Source organism: Pseudomonas sp. MYb118, from assembly GCF_040947875.1.
In the GTDB taxonomy this organism is placed as follows: domain Bacteria; phylum Pseudomonadota; class Gammaproteobacteria; order Pseudomonadales; family Pseudomonadaceae; genus Aquipseudomonas.
The window spans coordinates 1994940-2012053 of sequence record NZ_JBFRXN010000002.1 but is presented as its reverse complement, the minus strand read 5'-3'; the positions used below and the strand labels follow the sequence as shown (position 1 = coordinate 2012053).

Annotated in this window: 17 protein-coding genes and 1 pseudogene; 11 read left to right on the top strand and 7 right to left on the bottom strand. The window is 61.4% G+C overall.

Features of this window, described 5'->3' with window-relative positions; translation table 11 throughout:
- Positions 1-70: 70 nt before the first annotated feature.
- From fdhD to ABVN20_RS15145, 3 genes are all read left to right on the top strand, one after another.
- Positions 71-910 (top strand): formate dehydrogenase accessory sulfurtransferase FdhD, encoded by an 840-nt coding sequence (fdhD, locus tag ABVN20_RS15155; RefSeq protein WP_368556522.1) that lies wholly within the window; start codon positions 71-73, stop codon positions 908-910.
- On the top strand, positions 907-3255 hold the full coding sequence (locus ABVN20_RS15150; RefSeq protein WP_368556521.1) for an FdhF/YdeP family oxidoreductase: 2349 nt from the start codon (positions 907-909) through the stop codon (positions 3253-3255). Before fdhD ends, ABVN20_RS15150 begins: the two co-directional genes overlap by 4 nt.
- Positions 3256-3595: 340 nt before the next feature.
- Positions 3596-4072, top strand: coding sequence for a glycine zipper domain-containing protein (locus ABVN20_RS15145; RefSeq protein WP_368556520.1), 477 nt, complete (start codon positions 3596-3598; stop codon positions 4070-4072).
- Positions 4073-4138: 66 nt separating this feature from the next.
- Here ABVN20_RS15145 and ABVN20_RS15140 read toward each other — a convergent pair whose 3' ends face one another.
- The gene (locus ABVN20_RS15140; protein ID WP_368556519.1) at positions 4139-4558 is read right to left on the bottom strand and encodes an acyl-CoA thioesterase; all 420 of its coding nucleotides are present in this window, start codon (positions 4556-4558) and stop codon (positions 4139-4141) included.
- Positions 4559-4711: 153 nt separating this feature from the next.
- Positions 4712-5938: a 3-hydroxyacyl-CoA dehydrogenase NAD-binding domain-containing protein gene (locus ABVN20_RS15135; protein WP_368556518.1), complete on the bottom strand. Its 1227-nt coding sequence runs from the start codon at positions 5936-5938 to the stop codon at positions 4712-4714.
- A gap of 284 nt (positions 5939-6222) precedes the next feature.
- Here ABVN20_RS15135 and ABVN20_RS15130 point away from each other — a divergent pair, with 284 nt between their 5' ends.
- The 4 genes from ABVN20_RS15130 to ABVN20_RS15115 all read left to right on the top strand — a co-directional run bounded on the left by ABVN20_RS15130 (position 6223) and on the right by ABVN20_RS15115 (position 9042).
- The gene (locus ABVN20_RS15130) at positions 6223-7287 is read left to right on the top strand and encodes a S8 family peptidase (protein WP_368556517.1); all 1065 of its coding nucleotides are present in this window, start codon (positions 6223-6225) and stop codon (positions 7285-7287) included.
- Positions 7288-7666: 379 nt separating this feature from the next.
- The gene (locus ABVN20_RS15125; protein ID WP_368556516.1) at positions 7667-7954 is read left to right on the top strand and encodes a hypothetical protein; all 288 of its coding nucleotides are present in this window, start codon (positions 7667-7669) and stop codon (positions 7952-7954) included.
- Positions 7954-8160: a hypothetical protein gene (locus ABVN20_RS15120; RefSeq protein ID WP_368557741.1), complete on the top strand. Its 207-nt coding sequence runs from the start codon at positions 7954-7956 to the stop codon at positions 8158-8160. Before ABVN20_RS15125 ends, ABVN20_RS15120 begins: the two co-directional genes overlap by 1 nt.
- 27 nt (positions 8161-8187) lie before the next feature.
- Positions 8188-9042, top strand: a complete 855-nt coding sequence (locus tag ABVN20_RS15115) for an EamA family transporter (protein ID WP_368557712.1) — start codon at positions 8188-8190, stop codon at positions 9040-9042.
- Positions 9043-9056: 14 nt separating this feature from the next.
- Here the strand turns inward: ABVN20_RS15115 and ABVN20_RS15110 are convergent.
- The 3 genes and pseudogenes from ABVN20_RS15110 to hslO form a co-directional block, all read right to left on the bottom strand.
- Positions 9057-9134: pseudogene (locus tag ABVN20_RS15110) on the bottom strand (outer membrane lipoprotein carrier protein LolA); the annotation flags it as partial.
- Positions 9135-9247: 113 nt separating this feature from the next.
- Entirely contained in the window at positions 9248-10789 is a 1542-nt protein-coding gene (locus ABVN20_RS15105) for a phosphoenolpyruvate carboxykinase (RefSeq protein ID WP_368556515.1), read from the bottom strand.
- A gap of 179 nt (positions 10790-10968) precedes the next feature.
- On the bottom strand, positions 10969-11871 hold the full coding sequence (gene hslO, locus ABVN20_RS15100; protein WP_368556514.1) for an Hsp33 family molecular chaperone HslO: 903 nt from the start codon (positions 11869-11871) through the stop codon (positions 10969-10971).
- 103 nt (positions 11872-11974) lie between these two features.
- Between hslO and ABVN20_RS15095 the strand changes: the two genes are divergently transcribed.
- Entirely contained in the window at positions 11975-12775 is an 801-nt protein-coding gene (locus tag ABVN20_RS15095; protein WP_368556513.1) for a phosphatase PAP2 family protein, read from the top strand.
- Positions 12776-12908: 133 nt separating this feature from the next.
- Here ABVN20_RS15095 and ABVN20_RS15090 read toward each other — a convergent pair whose 3' ends face one another.
- The gene (locus tag ABVN20_RS15090; protein ID WP_368556512.1) at positions 12909-13316 is read right to left on the bottom strand and encodes an RNA-binding S4 domain-containing protein; all 408 of its coding nucleotides are present in this window, start codon (positions 13314-13316) and stop codon (positions 12909-12911) included.
- Positions 13317-13432: 116 nt separating this feature from the next.
- Between ABVN20_RS15090 and ABVN20_RS15085 the strand changes: the two genes are divergently transcribed.
- Genes ABVN20_RS15085 through rimK form a run of 3 tightly spaced genes read left to right on the top strand, consistent with a single transcriptional unit; the run spans position 13433 to position 15611 of the window.
- Positions 13433-14212 carry an EAL domain-containing protein gene (locus ABVN20_RS15085; protein WP_368556511.1) on the top strand — a complete coding sequence of 260 codons (780 nt, stop codon included), beginning with the start codon at positions 13433-13435 and terminating at the stop codon, positions 14210-14212.
- A 35-nt stretch (positions 14213-14247) separates the two neighbouring features.
- Positions 14248-14709: an ATP-dependent zinc protease gene (locus ABVN20_RS15080; RefSeq protein ID WP_368557711.1), complete on the top strand. Its 462-nt coding sequence runs from the start codon at positions 14248-14250 to the stop codon at positions 14707-14709.
- On the top strand, positions 14706-15611 hold the full coding sequence (gene rimK / locus ABVN20_RS15075) for a 30S ribosomal protein S6--L-glutamate ligase (RefSeq protein WP_065257794.1): 906 nt from the start codon (positions 14706-14708) through the stop codon (positions 15609-15611). The genes ABVN20_RS15080 and rimK overlap by 4 nt, the downstream gene beginning before the upstream one ends.
- Positions 15612-15730: 119 nt before the next feature.
- On the opposite strand, the gene ABVN20_RS15070 is transcribed toward rimK, so the two are convergent.
- Positions 15731-17044 (bottom strand): ATP-binding protein, encoded by a 1314-nt coding sequence (locus tag ABVN20_RS15070; protein WP_368556510.1) that lies wholly within the window; start codon positions 17042-17044, stop codon positions 15731-15733.
- Positions 17045-17114: the final 70 nt, after the last annotated feature.

The following is a 17114-nucleotide window of genomic DNA, read 5'->3' as shown; positions in this document are numbered from 1 at the left end:
GTAATAGCAATTAGACGCGACACATTGTCGCGCTTAGGCTTATCACTGACCAAACCGTCGGTGATGCCCCATGAACGCCAAGCGCCCAGCCTGCGCGGCGCCAGCCCTCGAAACGCCCGCGCCAGCCGCCAGCCAGACATACACCTACAGCGACCTTCAGCACGCTGAATCGGCCAGCACCGCGCTGGCCGAAGAAGTGGCGCTGGCGATTGCCTACAACGGCATCAGCCAGGCGGTCATGCTGGTGACCCCCACCGACCTCGAAGACTTCATCGTCGGTTTCAGCATGGGCAGCGGCATCATCGAAGACGCGTCCGACATCTACGATCTGCAACTGAGCGGTTCAGGCTCGGCGCAATACGCTCAAGTGACCATCGCCAACCGCGCATTCTGGAACCTCAAGCAACAGCGCCGGCAGATGGCCGGAACCAGCGGTTGCGGGCTGTGCGGCGTGGAAGCGGTCGAGCAGGCGTTGCCCGAACTCAAGGTCATGCCCGGTGCACCGCTGCCCCCGATCGAGTGGTTGGACGGCCTGCGCCAACGCATCGGCGCCTTCCAGCCTTTGGGTCAATACAGCGGCGCGGTGCATGCCGCCGTGTTCATGGACGCCACCGGTGAGTTGCGTCTGGGCCGCGAAGACATCGGCCGGCATAACGCCCTCGACAAGCTGATTGGCGGGCTGATCCGCCAGAAGATTCCCACCGCTGGCGGCGTGGCGATCGTCACCAGCCGCTGCAGCCTCGAACTGATCCAGAAAGTTTTGCGCGCAGGCATCCAGACCCTGGTCAGCCTGTCATCGCCCACGGGCCTGGCCGTGCAATGGGCCCGTCGCCACAACCTCAATCTTATCCATTTGCCACAGAAGAACGCCCCACGGGTCTACAGCCCGGCGTTGGAGAGCCAAGCGTGAGTCAACACCGTCAAGCCGATCAGACCCCCGTCCCTCGTTATAAACCCTACAAAGGCCCGGCCGGTGGCTGGGGCGCGCTGATCAGCGTGACCCAGGCCTGGTTGACCAGCGACAACGCGCTGAAAAACCTGCGCATGATGCTCAAGACCAACAAGAACGGCGGTTTCGACTGCCCGGGTTGCGCCTGGGGCGATTCGCTGGAAGGCGGCATGGTGATGTTCTGCGAGAACGGCGCCAAGGCGGTGAACTGGGAAGCGACCAAGCGCCGTGTGGACAGCAAGTTCTTCGCCAAGCACAGCGTGACCGCGCTGCTGGAACAGAGCGATTACTGGCTCGAGTACCAGGGCCGAATCACTGAGCCAATGGTCTACAACGCCGAAACCGACCGGTATCAGCCGATCAGCTGGGACGACGCCTTCGCGCTGATCGCCAAACACCTGCGTGGCCTGTCGAGCCCGGATCAAGCCGAGTTCTACACCTCGGGTCGCGCCAGCAACGAAGCGGCGTTCCTCTATCAGCTGTTCGTGCGCGCCTACGGCACCAACAACTTCCCCGACTGCTCGAACATGTGCCACGAGGCCAGTGGTGTCGCGCTGTCGCAGAGCGTTGGCGTCGGCAAAGGCACCGTGACCTATGACGACTTCGAACACGCCGATGCGATTTTCGTCTGGGGCCAGAACCCCGGCACCAACCACCCGCGGATGCTCGAGCCACTGCGTGAAGCGGTGAAACGCGGCGCTCAGGTGGTGTGCATCAACCCGCTCAAGGAGCGCGGCCTGGAACGCTTCCAGAACCCGCAAAAGCCGATCGAAATGCTCACCAACGGCGACAAGCCGACCAACACCGCCTACTTCCGCCCGGCACTGGGTGGTGACATGGCGGTGATGCGCGGCATGGCCAAGTTCCTTCTGCAATGGGAACGCGACGCACAGAAAGCCGGTGCCCCGGCAGTGTTCGACCACGACTTCCTCAACGAGCACAGCGTCAACGTGCTGGATTACCTGGCCGTGATCAATGACACCCCATGGGAGCAGATCGTCGAACAGTCCGGCCTGACCCTGGTCGAGATCGAACAAGCGGCACGCATGTACGTCAAGGGCAAGAACGTCATCATGTGCTGGGCGATGGGCATCACCCAGCATCGCCACTCGGTAGCGACCATCCAGGAAATCGCCAACCTGATGCTGCTGCGCGGCAACATCGGCAAGCCAGGCGCCGGCCTGTGCCCGGTGCGTGGCCACAGTAACGTGCAGGGCGACCGCACGATGGGTATCAACGAACGCCCACCGGTAGCGTTCCTCGACGCCATCGAGCGCCGCTTCCAGTTCAAGGTACCGCGCGAGAACGGTCACAACGTGGTCGAGGCGATCCACGCCATGGCCGAAGGTCGCGCCAAAGTCTTCATCGGTCTGGGCGGCAACTTCGCCCAGGCGACCCCGGACAGCCCGCGCACGTTCAAGGCCCTGACCAATTGCGACCTGACCGTACAGATCAGCACCAAGCTCAACCGCAGCCACCTGGCCCACGGTAAGGATGCGCTGATCCTGCCGTGCCTGGGTCGTACCGACATCGACATCCAGACCGAAGGCCCGCAGGCGGTCACCGTCGAAGACTCGTTCAGCATGGTGCACGCGTCCAACGGTCAGTTGCAGCCGCTGTCCAACCAGATGCGCTCGGAGCCGGCGATCCTGGCCGGCATCGCTGCAGCCACCCTGGGCAACCACCCGGTGGACTGGAACTGGCTGGTGGCCGACTACAGCCGCATCCGTGACCTGATTGCCGATACCCTGCCGAACTTCAAGGACTTCAACGAGAAGATCAAGAACAAGGGCGGTTTCTACCTCGGCAACACGGCGGGTGCGCGCAAGTGGGCGACCGCCTCTGGCCGTGCCAATTTCCGCGCCAACATGCTGCCTACGGATCTGGTGCACGAACGCACCCGCGCGACCGGCGTACAGCCGGACCTGATCATGCAGTCGATGCGCTCCCACGATCAGTACAACACCACCATCTACGGCCTCAACGACCGTTATCGTGGCGTGAAAGGCCAGCGTGACGTGTTGTTCGCCAACGAGGCGGACATCATTCGCCTGGGCTTCAAGCCTGGCCAGAAGGCCGACATCGTCTCGCTGTGGGACGATGGCCTGGAGCGCCGCGTGAAGGGCTTCACCCTGCTGGCGTTTGACATCCCGGCCGGGCAAGCGGCGGCGTACTATCCGGAAGTGAATCCGCTGGTGCCGCTGGAAAGCGTCGGCGATGGCAGCCATACGCCGACGTCGAAGTTCGTGGCGATCCGCCTCGAAGCGGCGAGTGATAATGGGTTGATCATGGCCAGGTCGGCTTGATTTAACCAGGATCGGTGTTGCGCCTATCGCGAGCAGGCTCGCTCCCACATTTGTTCGGTGTGTACCGTGCCACTGTGGGAGCGAGCCTGCTCGCGATTGACGCCTTCGGACCTGACAACTTCCTCAGGTCCAGGCACTTTTCAAACGCCCACAAAAAAGGCCGTTTTCTCACAAAAACGGCCCTTCCGAAGTAGCTAAAGACCAGCGAAAAACCGTTAAGTTCCGCCTAAAAAACAGTAACTTATAGAAATGTGCTGAAGTCGTGTTACTCGTCGGATTTCGATTGTCACACCTATTGCACAGCCTCAGGATCGCGGCGTCATCCCCTTGAGGTTCCTCCATGAAGTTCTCCTCGATTCTCTTGTTGTCCCTTGGCCTGGTCAGTGGCATTGCCTCTGCCGGCGGCACCACCGAAGCAGGTGTGGGCGGCGCATTGGGCGGGGTTTTAGGCTCGGTCGTCGGTCAGTCGTTAGGCGGCAACACAGGTTCAACCATTGGCGCGGCCCTGGGCGGCGCGGGTGGTAGCGCCGTCGGCGCAGACAAACGCAGCCGTGGCGAAGCGGCCATTGGCGGTGCGTTGGGCGCAGCGGGCGGTAACGTGGTCGGTCGCAGCCTGGGCGGCAGCACCGGCAGCCTGATCGGCTCTGCCGCAGGCGGTGGCGCCGGTGGCGCGCTGGGTAACTACATGGGCAACAAGAGCGACGACGAAGACAATGATCGTCGTGGCGGTCGCTACTACCGTGATGGTCACCATGATCGTGGCCACCACTATGGCCATCGCAAGCACCACAAGAAGTATTACCGTCACCGTCATTGAGACCCCGAGGGTTTCAATGACCGGTCAAAAATCGCAGCCTTCGCGCTGCGATTTTTTTTGCCTGGCCTAAATCACCAGGCGCTCCAGCGCCCCGCGCAGCCCCGCAGGAATCGCCACCGGCTCATTCGACGCCCGATCCACGAACACATGCACGAACCGCCCCGCTGCGCAGGCTTCGTCCTCGCCGGCCTTGAACACCGCCAGCTCGTATTGCACCGAACTGTTGCCCAGCTTGGCGACGCGCAAACCGATTTCGATGCGATCCGGGAAAGCGATGGAGGCGAAGTAGTCGCAAGCCGAACTCACCACGAACCCGACGACTTCACCGTCATGAATGTCCAGGCCACCGACTTCGATCAGGTAGGTGTTCACGGCGGTGTCGAAGAAGCTGTAGTAAGTGACGTTGTTGACGTGGCCGTAGGCGTCGTTGTCGTGCCAGCGAGTGGTGATGGGTTGGAAGTGGGGGTATTCGGTGCGTAGCGGCATCAGTAAGGGTTCCTGGATGGGTTTGCCAGTCTAAGGCGAAATGCGCGTTATCGTTCATCGCGAGCAGGCTCGCTCCCACAATGGCCTGGTGCACACCAAGCAAATGTGGGAGCGGGCTTGCCCGCGATGGCGTCCGCAAAGACGCCACATCAATCACTGCCCGGCAAACCCCTCGCCCGCCGCCGCCAACTCACCGATCAACCGCGCCGGCTGCCAGTGATCGCCCTGTCGGGTTTCCAGCGCCAGCAAGCGCTGATGGATGTCCGCGAGCCCCTGCCGGTCCGCCCAGGCCATCGGGCCGCCCTTGTCCGCCGGGAAACCATAGCCATTGAGGTACACCAGGTCGATGTCATGCGCAGACGCCGCGACGCCTTCCTCGAGGATCTTCGCCCCTTCATTGACCAACGCCAGCAGGCATCGCTCAAGAATCTCCTCGGGCCCGATCTCGCGTCGCTGGTAGCCCAGGCCTTCGCTGACTTCCAGCACCAGCGCATCCACCTCAACATCGTGTTCGGCCTGACGGCTGCCCGGCTCGTAATGGTAATAACCGTTGCCACTCTTCTGGCCGAAGCGCCCCATTTCACACAGGCGGTTATCCACCTGTACCTGCGGCGCATCCTGACCGACGCCCGCCAGTTCCCGGGCACGCCATTGCAGGTCGATGCCGACCACATCGAACATGCGAAACGGCCCCATGGCAAAACCGAAACCCTGCAATACGGCGTCGACCTGATAGGGCAAAGCCCCTTCCAGCAACATCTTGCGGGTTTCCAGCACGTAGGTATTGAGCATGCGGTTGCCGATGAATCCATCGCAGTTGCCGGCCACGACGCTGACCTTGCCCATGCGCTTGCCCAGTTCCAGCACGGCCGCAAGCACCGTCGGCGCGGTCTGTGCGCCCCGCACGATTTCCAGCAACTTCATGATGTGCGCGGGGCTGAAGAAATGCAGGCCCAGGACCTGCTGCGGGCGGCGAGTGACGGCGGCAATCGCGTCGATATCCAGCGCCGAGGTATTGCTCGCCAGGATGGCTTCGGGCTTGAGCAGGCCATCCAGCTCGCGAAAGATCTTCTGCTTGAGTTCGAGGTTCTCGAAGACCGCCTCAATCACCAGATCGACATCCCGGATCGCGACATAGTCCGCCGCCGTGGTGATGCGTGCGATGCGCGCATCCGCCTCGGCCTGATCGATCCGCCTCTGACGCACGTTGTGCGCACAAGTCTCGGCCACGGCAACCAGGGCCTGTTCGAGCATCTGCGGATTGTTGTCGACCCACTGCACGGGGACTCCGGCGTTGGCCAGGCACATGACAATGCCACGGCCCATGGTACCCGCACCGATGACGGCGGCACGCTGAATGTTGAACGGCGTCTGGCTCATTTTTTGTTGTTCTCTTGTTGGTGAAGACAAGGCGGCGGAAGAGGCATCACCTTAAACGTTTCCGGGATTTATGCGTGTGATGGGCGGTATTCAGCCCATGGATGCCCTTGCAGCCCAGCGCCTGAGCTGGCCTCGGCCACAGGTTGAAACACACGGGGCACTTGGCCTCCATGACGGACCCACCCGTTCCAACGGTAAGGTTGAGGTTAATGAAACCTCGCCGCTCGCCGTTTCGAAGCGACGGGCAATCCCGATATTTACGGATGTTCCATGGAGGAACGACCATGCGCCAACGAGCTGTTTTTTCACTCGCCACCGTGATTGCAGCGCCCCTGTTGTTAAGCGGCTGCCTGAGCAACCCGAGCAAACCCCACCTTGATACCACCCCCTTCGAGACGATCGAATACAAGGGTCAGCAGGGACTGGCCGTGATCAAGGCGTCGAGTCTTTATGCCCGTGGCGGTACCGGCCAGGGCAAGACCGTGGCATTGGTGGACTCGGGCCTGAACCAGGAACTGGCGGAATTTCAGGGGCGGATTGCCAATGCCGGTCACGACTTCGTCGAGAACCGCCCCGGCACCACTGACCGGGTCGGTCATGGCACGCAGATGGCTGGCATTCTCGCCGCCAACAAGGATGATCAGGGCATGCACGGCGTTGCGTTCAACGCGCAACTGATCCCCTACCGTTTTGGCGACGACAACGAGCCCTTCTTTTTCGACAGCGAGATCGCGCAATCCTGGCAGGCCGGTTTCAACCAGGGCGCTCTCATCCTCAACAACTCCTGGGCCAATGCCATTCCGGCCACCGAAATCAATGAAGCGCGCTACAACCAAGTGATGCCGGAGTCGCTGAAGGTTGCCCGCAACCTGGTGGACCATGGCGCAGTGTTCGTTTTCCCGACGGGTAATGAACTCAAGCGAGAGCCATTGGCGGAGCCCGGTTTGCCACTCGCGCTGCCCGAGCTCGAGAAGGGCTGGATCGCCGTGGTTGCCTTGAAGGCCGATGGCACGGCCATCAACGCCAAGTCCAACTACTGCGGTGTGGCGGCGGCCTGGTGCATCGCGGTGCCTGGCGGCGATGCCGGTGCGGAACACGGACTGTTGACCACCAGCAAGGACGGCAAATACGTGCACACCGCCGGCACCTCACCTGCCGCGGCCATGGTCAGTGGCGCATTGGCCGCGCTGCACAGCCGCTACCCCGAAATGACCGCTCAACAAGTCCGTGAGCGACTGCTGTCGACAGCGAACCGCACCGGAGTTTACGCCAACAGCGAGGCCTACGGCCGAGGGTTGATGGACTTGGAGGCGGCCTCGCGCCAAGCGCCGGAATCGGCGCTCAACTGAGTCGGCAGAGGTTAGGGTGGCGTGGCGCGGCAGCCCCCGCATCGTCACCCGCGCTTGCTCGTTCAGCGCTGGGTTGTCCTGATTCCCAGTGGGTACGAGCTACCGCTTGAGAAATGCCCTACATGATCTGACGCGCATCCTGCAGAGGTTTCCGGCGACATGCCTGACATACCCGAGGGAAATTTCACATCCAGGGGTTGAGCTGTGGAAAACGGTAATCGCGTGTAGGGCCATTCCGCAAAAAGCAGTAAAACCCCCTACGATCCCTGTCCCTTGCGGCCGTATTGCCGCGGGATGCCCGCCCCTTCATAGTTTTCCTGCGGCTGACAGTGCATCGGCCCACCGGCGAGACTGCCAGACTCTCCAAAGGACTGACTTGATGAACACGCCTGATCCACTTACTGCCCGTTTTCGCCCACTCAAATCCAGCTACAGCGACACCCCGGTGCTGGTCATCGACACCGCAGCCGCCCCCCACGAAATCCTCGACGCTGCCCGTCAACGTATCCGCGCCGCCAGTGACCTGCTCGAAACCCTGCACTGCCTTTGTTTCAAACAGGCGGACGCCAGCGATATTCCCAACATCGTCAGCGCGTTGTACCTGCTGACCCAGGATGGCAATGAGATGCTCGAGGTCGCCCGGCAACAGCTCAAGTCACGCGGATAATGCCTTGGCTGCCGGATACTCTTGTCGTCTGCAGGGCGCTTGCCGCGAACCTCGACAGTTATCGCTATTTCCAGTCCAGCGGCTACGATGTCTATCTGAAACGAAAAGCCAAGGGTCGCGGTGACAAAGTGCCATTGACCGTCGGCATGCTCTATCGGGCGATCAAGGCCCTACACCGGGACACCGAGGCGCTTGAGGGCGTGTAACGATAAGGACATGGTTTGGACGTACTGATGGGGTTGATGGCCGCCTTGCTCTGGGGTGGTACGGACTTTCTGGTGGGGTTGAATGCCCGTGCGGTGGGGGTCAAGCGCGCGGTGTTTTTCGGCCAGGCCCTGGGTTTCAGCATCATGAGCCTGCTGCTGATCGCCTTTCCCGTGTTCATACTCAAGTCGATGTCGGCCCCTCTCGATGTCTGGTTGTGCGGCATCGTCGCGGCTGCGCTGACAGTGTCCGGAGCACTGGCGCTGTCGAAGGCGTTCGCCCTGGGCAAGGCGTCCATTGTCGCGCCGCTGGTGACCTCCTATGGCGTGGTGACCACGCTGCTGTCCTGGGCCGGAGGCGAACAGATCAGCCTGCTCCAGCTGCTGTGCATCGCCCTGTGCGTGCTCGGCGTGGTGCTCTCCAGCATTCATTCCGACGCGAAGATCCCGCACAGCACACAAGCCAGCCGCTCGATTGCCTATGCACTGCTGGCCGCGCTGTTCTACGGCACCAGTTTCTGGCTGCAAGGCCAGTTTGTCCTGCCGGCGCTGGGGCCGGTCATGATGCTGTGGCTGGCGTATCTGATTGGGTTGATGGTGCTGGTGGTCATCGTGCTGAAGCTTGAGGACGGCCTGAAGATTCCCGCGCTGAAAAACTGCCTGACCCTGACTGGCGCCAGCCTGATGAACCTTGGCGGGTTCTCTTCGTTCGCCTGGGGTGCGGTGGCGGGCTCGGTGTCGGTGGTGACCGTGATCAGCACGTTGTCGGGCGGGATTGCGGCGATCCTGGGGTATGTGTTCTTCAAGGAGCGATTGGGGAAGGTGCAGGTGCTGGGCGTGGTTCTGGTGTTGGTGGGGGCGTTTGTCCTGCACCTGAAGACTTGATACCGCACACCCCCTGTAGGAGCGAGCTTGCTCGCGATGGTCGATTGGACACCGCGGGGTTTCAGGTGCCCAGCGTCATCGTTGACGACCATCGCGAGCAAGCTCGCTCCTACAGAGGGCAGGGACAGAGGGTGAAGATGGATGGAGAGAACCCCCAGGCACAAAAAAGCCGCCCCGAGGGGCGGCTTTTTCATTGCAGCAAGTCTTACAACTTCGGACCCGCAGCCTTGATCGCGTCGCTCACGTCGAACTTCTTGAAGTTCTCGATGAACAGGCCGGCCAGGGCCTTGGCCGCTTCGTCGTAGGCAGCCTTGTCAGCCCAGGTGTTGCGTGGGTTCAGCAGGCCAGTCTCAACGCCCGGCACGGCTTTTGGCACGTCGAGGTTGATGGTGTCCAGGTGCTCGGTTTCAGCACCGATCAACGCACCGCTCTGGATCGCGGCGATCACGCCACGGGTGGTCGGGATGTTGAAGCGCTTGCCGACACCGTAGCCACCGCCGGTCCAGCCAGTGTTGACCAGGTAGACCTTGGAGCCGAAGCCATTGATGCGTTTGATCAGCAGCTCGGCGTATTCGCCAGCCGGACGCGGGAAGAACGGTGCGCCGAAGCAGGTGGAGAAGGTCGACTTGATGCCGCCGCCCGAGCCCATTTCGGTCGAACCGACCAGCGCGGTGTAGCCGGACAGGAAGTGGTAGGCCGCCTGCTCGTTGTTCAGGATCGACACTGGCGGCAATACGCCGGTCAGGTCGCAGGTCAGGAAGATCACCGCGTTCGGCTCGCCACCCAGGTTCGCTTCGGAACGCTTGGCAACGTGCTCCAGCGGGTAGGCCGCGCGGCTGTTCTGGGTCAGGCTGACATCGGCGTAGTCGGCGTGCTTGGCGTCGTCGATCACGACGTTTTCCAGCACCGCGCCGTGCTTGATGGCTTTCCAGATGACCGGCTCGTTCTTCTCGGACAAGTCGATGCACTTGGCGTAGCAGCCGCCTTCCATGTTGAAGACAACGCCTTCGCCCCAGCCGTGTTCGTCGTCACCGATCAGGTAACGGCTTTCGTCAGCCGACAGGGTGGTCTTGCCAGTGCCCGACAGACCGAAGAACAGGGTCACGTCGCCCTCTTCACCGATGTTGGCAGCGCAGTGCATCGGCAGCACGTCGGCGGCCGGCAGCAGGAAGTTCTGCACGGAGAACATGGCTTTTTTCATTTCACCGGCGTAACGCATGCCAGCGATCAGCACTTTCTTCTGTGCGAAGTTGAGGATCACGCAGCCATCGGAGTTGGTGCCGTCACGCTCAGGCACGCACTGGAAGTTGGCGACGTTGAGGATTTGCCACTCATCACGGCCAGCCGGGTTGTACTGTTCAGGGTTGATGAACAGGCAACGACCGAACAGGTTCTGCCAGGCAGTCTGGGTGGTCATCTTCACCGCCAGGTAGTGCTCGGAGGCGGCACCTACATGGACGTGGGAAACGAAGTGCTCTTGCGCGTTGTTGAACGCCTCGACGCGAGCCCACAGGGCATCGAACTTGTCGGCCGGGAACTTGCGGTTGATCGGGCCCCAGGCGATGGCGCCTTGAGTGGACGGCTCTTCAACGATGAAACGATCGACTGGCGAACGGCCGGTACGGTGACCGGTGCGAACCACCAGCGCGCCAGTGTCGGCAAGCTCGCCTTCACCGCGGTTCAGGGCTTCTTTAACCAGATCATCGACACTCAGATCGGTGTACACGGCGTTATTGGCTTGCGTCATGAGGTTCCCCGTCGGCCAGTGGCCGAGTGCTCCAAACGTGTTGTAGTAGAAAGTCGTGCACTACTACCGCGAAAAAAGTGGGCCGGATTATGCCAGAAACGCCCAAAAATAGTAGGGCCCTCCCGTCGTAACGGCGTTATTCCGGCACAAACCAGTGAATTTACCTGCGCTGAACCGTTTTAGTGACGGGTATCTGACGGCGTCTCGACACCCGCACCGGCGAATAATTGAGCAACATCGGCAGCATCGAACAGGTAGCGCTGGTTGCAGAACTGGCAATCGACTTCGATGTTGCCGCCGTGTTCGACAACCAGGTCCTGGGCATCTTCCAGACCCAAACTGACCAGTGCATTGGCCGATCGTTCGCGAGAGCAACTGCAACGGAAGCGCAAACGCTGCGCATCGAACAGGCGAACCTGCTCTTCGTGGTACAGACGATGAAGCACGGTTTCGTTGTCCAGGCTGAGCAACTCATCGGCGGTCAGGGTGCTGGCCAATGCCGTGAGGTGCTGCCAGTTGGCCGCGCGCTCTTCTTCGTCTTTCAGTCGGTCCGCAGGCAGCTGTTGCAGCAGCAGACCACGCGCGTGACGGCCATCGGCATACAGCCAGAAACGGGTGCCGACCTGTTGGGACATCACGAAGTAATTGGTGAAGCACTCGGACAAGGTCTCGCCATCGAGATCGACGATGCCCTGATAACGCTGGCCCTGGCGAGGGTCGATGGTCAGCGCGAGGACGCCGCCCGGCATCAGGTCGGCGAGGGTCGCGTCGGGGGCGATCTGGTCCGCCTCATAACGGGCCAGGCCACGGATTTCACGCTCGCTGGAGCACTCGATCATCAGCAACGGGATCGGGCCATCGGAGCGGGCCTGGAGAATCAGCAGGCCGTCGAACTTCAGGGCACCGACCAGCAACGATGCTGCCGCCATCAATTCGCCGAGCAGTTGCGCGACCGGATCCGGATAGGCGTGCTTGGCGAGGACTTCGGCGTAGCTGCGCTCCAACGAAACCAGTTCGCCGCGGGTGTCGCTGTCATCGAAGATGAAGCGTTGGGTGTAGTCGGTATCCGGTAGATCGGTCATAGGTCTGGGTATCTGAATTGATGACAAAATGGTTACAAAGCATGAAGATTGCGCCCCCGCGACACCCTGTCGGTGCGCGCTGTTCCGCCAAGGGAGGCATTTTATGAACAATCCGGGTTTGTTCCAAGCAAGGTGGAACTTGCGCCGGTTGGCGTTCTGCAATCTGGTACCAGTAGCACTACTGGCCTTCTGGTTATGGCCTACGGGCCAGATGTTGTGTGTGCTTTTCGACGAGTGGCTGTTTCACCTGCTCAACGCGCCACTGGCGACTAACCCGATATGGCTCCACGTGTGGGCAATTGCAAGTCTGCGACCCTTCGACGCAGTGGTCGGGGTGATTCTGCTGACGCTGTTGATCACCGGCGGCTGGGTCTTCAAGGCCTCTGACGTACGCCGGGCATTCTTCGGATTCTTTTCCGTCCTGTTATTGCTGCTGTTCATCCGCATGCTGTTTTCCAAGCTGACCGGCTACATGGGCTGGCAGCACAGCAGCCCGTCGATGATGATCGACGGCGCCGTGCGCATGAGCGACTACTTCCCTGGGCTCGAGGCACGCTGGGAGTTGAAAGACCGTTCGACCCAGAGCTTTCCGGGTGACCATGCGTCAGTGCTGCTGATCTGGGCGTTGTTCATGACCGTCTTCAGCCGCACCGCCTGGCAGACCCTCGTGATCTGGGCCCTGGCGCTGCTGTTCATGATGCCGCGCCTGGTGGCCGGCGCGCATTGGGGGCAGGACGATTACATCGGCGGTGTGTTGATGGCGGTGTGGGCGCTGGGTTGGGGTTACTACACGCCGTTTGCCTATCACGGGTCGGAGTTTTTCCTGAAGGTCACGGCGCCGGTGTTCGGGCTGTTGGAGAAATTGCCGGTGGTGTCGCGGATGAGTGTGGTGCGTAGCGTCTGATTGATCTGGCGGTGGCTGGCCGAGTGCTGTGCACTCGGATCGCGGCGGTGCGACGATTCGACAAGTCCGCTCCTACAGGGTTGTGGTGCTCCTCTGTAGGAGCGAGCTTGCTCGCGATGACGGTGTCACTGCCTCACTCGCCCCCACTGCTCCCACGAAACTTGAACAGATCGCGCCGCTGCTTCTTGCTCGGCTTGCCATCAGTGCTCACCCCCAGCGCTCCCGCCTTGCGCAGGGCGGCCGCCGCTTCGCGCTTGGCGATGCTGGCTTCGGTTTCGGTGTAGAGCGTCTGCGCCTCCGGTGCGCCACGGCGTACGATCGACAGCGCCTGAACCACAATCGTGCGCTCATCGAAACCGGTGCGAATCTCGAACTCGTCACCCACCCGCGGCTCCTTGCCCGGCTTGCAGCGCTCGCCCCGCCAATGCACCTTGCCGCTTTCTATCGCGGCCTTGGCCAGTGCGCGGGTTTTGTAAAATCGTGCAGCCCACAACCATTTATCGAGACGGACCTTGTCGTCCTCTTCGCTTTTTTGTGCCACTTGAATTCCTCTTTCCACCAATAGTCAGAACTGTACTACCGTTTCTGTCGGGCGCAAGAACTCGGCTCTCCAGATAGACTGTCGACTAAGCCGAAACCACGGCGTGGAGTGATCGAGTGACCCTATTTCCATCTTCTTTGACATCGTCCCAGGGCGGCTGCCGGGGCTGCCAGCAAAGCGAGCCGCTGGACTTCGACTTCGCCTTTGCCTATCAACCGATCGTCGACCTCAGGGACCAGTCGATCTTCGCTCATGAAGCGCTGGTGCGCGGCGCTGCCGGGGAAGGCGCGATGACCGTTCTCGAACAGGTCACAGACGCGAACCGCTACCGCTTCGACCAACTCTGCCGGACACGCGCCATAGAAGGTGCAGATCGTCTCAACATGTCGACACACTTGTCGATCAACTTCATGCCCAATGCCGTGTACCGTCCTGAACTGTGCATTCGCAGTACCCTGGAAACGGCGAAAAAACACAACTTCCCCCTCGACCGGCTGATTTTTGAAACCCTTGAAAATGAGCACGTAGATAACTATCGCCATTTGACTAATATTCTGCGTGAATACCGCGAATTCGGCTTCAAGACCGCCATCGACGATTTTGGCGCGGGCCATTCGGGGCTCAATCTGCTGGCGGATTTCCAGCCGGACCTGATCAAGCTCGATATGGCGTTGATCCGCGATGTCGACCGCGACCGCGTCCGTCAGGTGATCGTCCGGGGGATTGTCACAATCTGTGCGGAGTTGAACGTTACAGTCATTGCAGAAGGCATCGAAAGCGCCGGGGAACGTGACTTCCTGGCGGACTGTGGAATTTACCTGATGCAGGGCTACTGGTTCGCCAGGCCTGCATTCAAAGCATTGGCTCAGGTATCGCCTGAAGCCTGGAAGCGTTAACCGTCGGTTTTTCCCTATTGAAGACATTTGATCATTTGACCGTCGTCGGTCTGCGCGAGTGGGTGGCGCTCCCGGATTTGGGAGTCGCAGGCCTGCGCGCGAAAATCGACACCGGGGCCAGCACTTCCAGCCTGCACGCCACCGATATCGAGCCGTTCGAGCGCGACGGTGAAAGCTGGGTGCGCTTCACCGCGCACCTGGGCACGGTGGTGCAATTGCGTCACCGGCGTTGCGAAGCGCCTCTGGTAACGATGAAAACCATCAAGAGCTCCAACGGCCATGCGCAGAAGCGTTACGTGGTCAGCACTACCCTGGCTTTGGGCGATCGGGTCTGGCGTGTCGAGTTCACCCTCGCCTGCCGCAAGTCCATGCGTTATCGCCTGCTACTGGGTTCCAAAGCCCTGGTCGACGGCCAGTTGGTGGTCAGTCCGGGCGTCAAATATGTACAAGACAAGCCGGTGTTCCCGGTATCTACCTCCTCCACAGGTGTTGCATGAAGATCGCTGTGCTGTCGCGGAACCCGCGTCTGTATTCCACTCGTAGACTGGTTGAAGCCGGTACCGAGCGAGGGCATGAAATGGTGGTGATCGACACCCTGCGCGCCTATATGAACATTGCCAGCCACAAGCCGCAGATCCATTACCGTGGCAAGCCGCTGGAAGGTTTCGACGCGGTGATCCCACGGATCGGCGCATCGGTGACGTTCTACGGCTGCGCCGTGCTGCGCCAGTTCGAAATGATGGGGGTGTTCCCGCTCAACGAGTCGGTGGCCATCGCCCGCTCACGGGACAAGCTGCGTTCATTGCAATTGCTGTCGCGCCGGGGTATCGGCTTGCCGGTCACCGGGTTCGCCCACTCACCGGATGACATTCCCGACCTGATCGACATGGTCAACGGCGCGCCGCTGGTGATCAAGGTGCTGGAAGGTACCCAGGGTATCGGCGTGGTGCTGTGTGAAACGGCGACCGCAGCGGAATCGGTGATCGAGGCGTTCATGGGCCTCAAGCAGAACATCATGGTTCAGGAGTACATCAAGGAGGCCGGCGGCGCCGACATCCGCTGCTTCGTGGTCGGCGACAAGGTGATCGCGGCGATGAAGCGCCAGGCCAAGCCGGGGGAGTTCCGCTCCAACCTGCACCGCGGCGGCAGCGCCAGCCTGATCAAGATCACGCCGGAGGAACGCATGACCGCGCTGCGTGCGGCGAAGGTGATGGGGCTGACGGTGGCGGGGGTGGATATCCTGCGCTCCAACCACGGGCCGCTGGTGATGGAGGTGAACTCGTCACCGGGGCTGGAAGGGATCGAGACCACCACCGGGAAGAATGTGGCGGGGATCATCATCGAGCATCTGGAGAAGAATGGTGGGCCGAATATGACTCGGACCAAGGGGAAGGGTTAGTCCCAAGGACTTTGGCGGCACGGAGGCCGCCATCGCGAGCAGGCTCGCTCCCACAGGGGTTTGTGGTGTTCACAGAACCCCTGTGGGAGCGAGCCTGCTCGCGATGAGGCCCTTAGGGTTTAAACCGCATCCCTGGGCAACATCAACCCCAACGGCAACCGCACCCGCGCTTCCAGCCCGCCACCGGAGCGGTTGCGCAGTTCGACGTTGCCGCCATGCATCGAAGCGATCCGCTTGACGATCGCCAGCCCCAGGCCCGTGCCCTTCCCGCCCCGGGCACGATCACCGCGGGTGAACGGGTTGAAGATCGCCTCCAGCTCCGACGGGTCGATACCGGCACCACGGTCCATCACGCTCAGCACTACATAGGGCGCATTCACGTCCCCGGACACATGCGCCGCCACTTCCACGCCGCTGCCGGCGTGATGCAGCGCGTTGCCAATCAAGTTGTTCAGCAGGCGCTTCATCGACACCCGACGCAACGGAAACGGCTGGATCGGTTCCAGGCGCAGCCGGACTTTCTCTTCGTTCTGGTTGTAGGGTGCTGCGACTTCGCGCACCAGGTCGGTCAGGTCGACTTCTTCGACCGACTCGTCGCGGCCATCGCGGATGAACGCCAGGAACTGGTCGAGAATCGCGTCCATATCCTCGATATCGCGGACCATGTCGTCGGTCAGGTCGGTGCGGTCGCCCATCAATTCAAGCGACAGGCGCAAGCGAGTCAGCGGGGTGCGCAAGTCATGGGAGACCCCCGCCAGCATCAGCTCGCGCTCGCGCCCTGCCTGTTCGACGTCCTCAGCCATCTGGTTGAAGGCGCGATACACCTCGGTCATCTCGCTGGGCGTGTCGCTGATCGGCAGGCGCACGCTGCGGCCCTGGCCCAGTTGTCGGGCGGCGTAGACCAGGCGCTTGAGCGGTTGGTTGAGCTGGCTGACGAAAATCCATGCCGATGCCGTCGACAAAAGGCCAATGGCCAGGAACCAGCCAAGCACGTTCCAGATTTTCTGGCCGCGCAACGGATGCGGGTACAGCGGCACTTTCAGCCAGGCGTCACCCAGGCTTGGCGCCCGCACCCACAGGGCTGGCGGCGAGTGCATGCGCAAGCGCACCTCGGTGTCGGCGCCCAGTTCGGCCTGCATCTGGCGCTGATAGATCTCGCTGTAGGGCCAGTGTTGCTCGCCTTCCGGCACACCGGCGCCCGTGACCCGGATCAGGGTCGCGGCCTCGGCGATTTTGTCGCGATTGTTTTCGTCGGCCGCCCAATAGGCGCGCAGGGTCAGGGCGACACCGTGGCTGTATTGGCGGTCCACCAGCACGTCCTCGTTCATCAGCAGATAAACCAGGGTCAGCGCCTTGGAAAACAGGACGACGATCAGCACCAGCCACAGGGTGCGGGAGAAGAAACTCTGGGGGAACCACACAGGGGTTTTCATGGATAACCGCTACACACTTGCAGGAGCGAGCGATGCTCGCATATTGCGGATCGCGAGTCTGCGCACAATT

Bases quoted from the DNA above. Each gene is read 5' to 3' on its own strand.
- fdhD (WP_368556522.1), top strand. From the start codon at position 71: ATGAACGCCAAGCGCCCAGCCTGCGCGGCGCCAGCCCTCGAAACGCCC.
- ABVN20_RS15145 (WP_368556520.1), top strand. From the start codon at position 3,596: ATGAAGTTCTCCTCGATTCTCTTGTTGTCCCTTGGCCTGGTCAGTGGC.
- ABVN20_RS15140 (WP_368556519.1), bottom strand. From the start codon at position 4,558: ATGCCGCTACGCACCGAATACCCCCACTTCCAACCCATCACCACTCGC.
- ABVN20_RS15135 (WP_368556518.1), bottom strand. From the start codon at position 5,938: ATGAGCCAGACGCCGTTCAACATTCAGCGTGCCGCCGTCATCGGTGCG.
- ABVN20_RS15130 (WP_368556517.1), top strand. From the start codon at position 6,223: ATGCGCCAACGAGCTGTTTTTTCACTCGCCACCGTGATTGCAGCGCCC.
- ABVN20_RS15125 (WP_368556516.1), top strand. From the start codon at position 7,667: ATGAACACGCCTGATCCACTTACTGCCCGTTTTCGCCCACTCAAATCC.
- ABVN20_RS15120 (WP_368557741.1), top strand. From the start codon at position 7,954: ATGCCTTGGCTGCCGGATACTCTTGTCGTCTGCAGGGCGCTTGCCGCG.
- ABVN20_RS15115 (WP_368557712.1), top strand. From the start codon at position 8,188: ATGGGGTTGATGGCCGCCTTGCTCTGGGGTGGTACGGACTTTCTGGTG.
- ABVN20_RS15105 (WP_368556515.1), bottom strand. From the start codon at position 10,789: ATGACGCAAGCCAATAACGCCGTGTACACCGATCTGAGTGTCGATGAT.
- hslO (WP_368556514.1), bottom strand. From the start codon at position 11,871: ATGACCGATCTACCGGATACCGACTACACCCAACGCTTCATCTTCGAT.
- ABVN20_RS15095 (WP_368556513.1), top strand. From the start codon at position 11,975: ATGAACAATCCGGGTTTGTTCCAAGCAAGGTGGAACTTGCGCCGGTTG.
- rimK (WP_065257794.1), top strand. From the start codon at position 14,706: ATGAAGATCGCTGTGCTGTCGCGGAACCCGCGTCTGTATTCCACTCGT.
- ABVN20_RS15070 (WP_368556510.1), bottom strand. From the start codon at position 17,044: ATGAAAACCCCTGTGTGGTTCCCCCAGAGTTTCTTCTCCCGCACCCTG.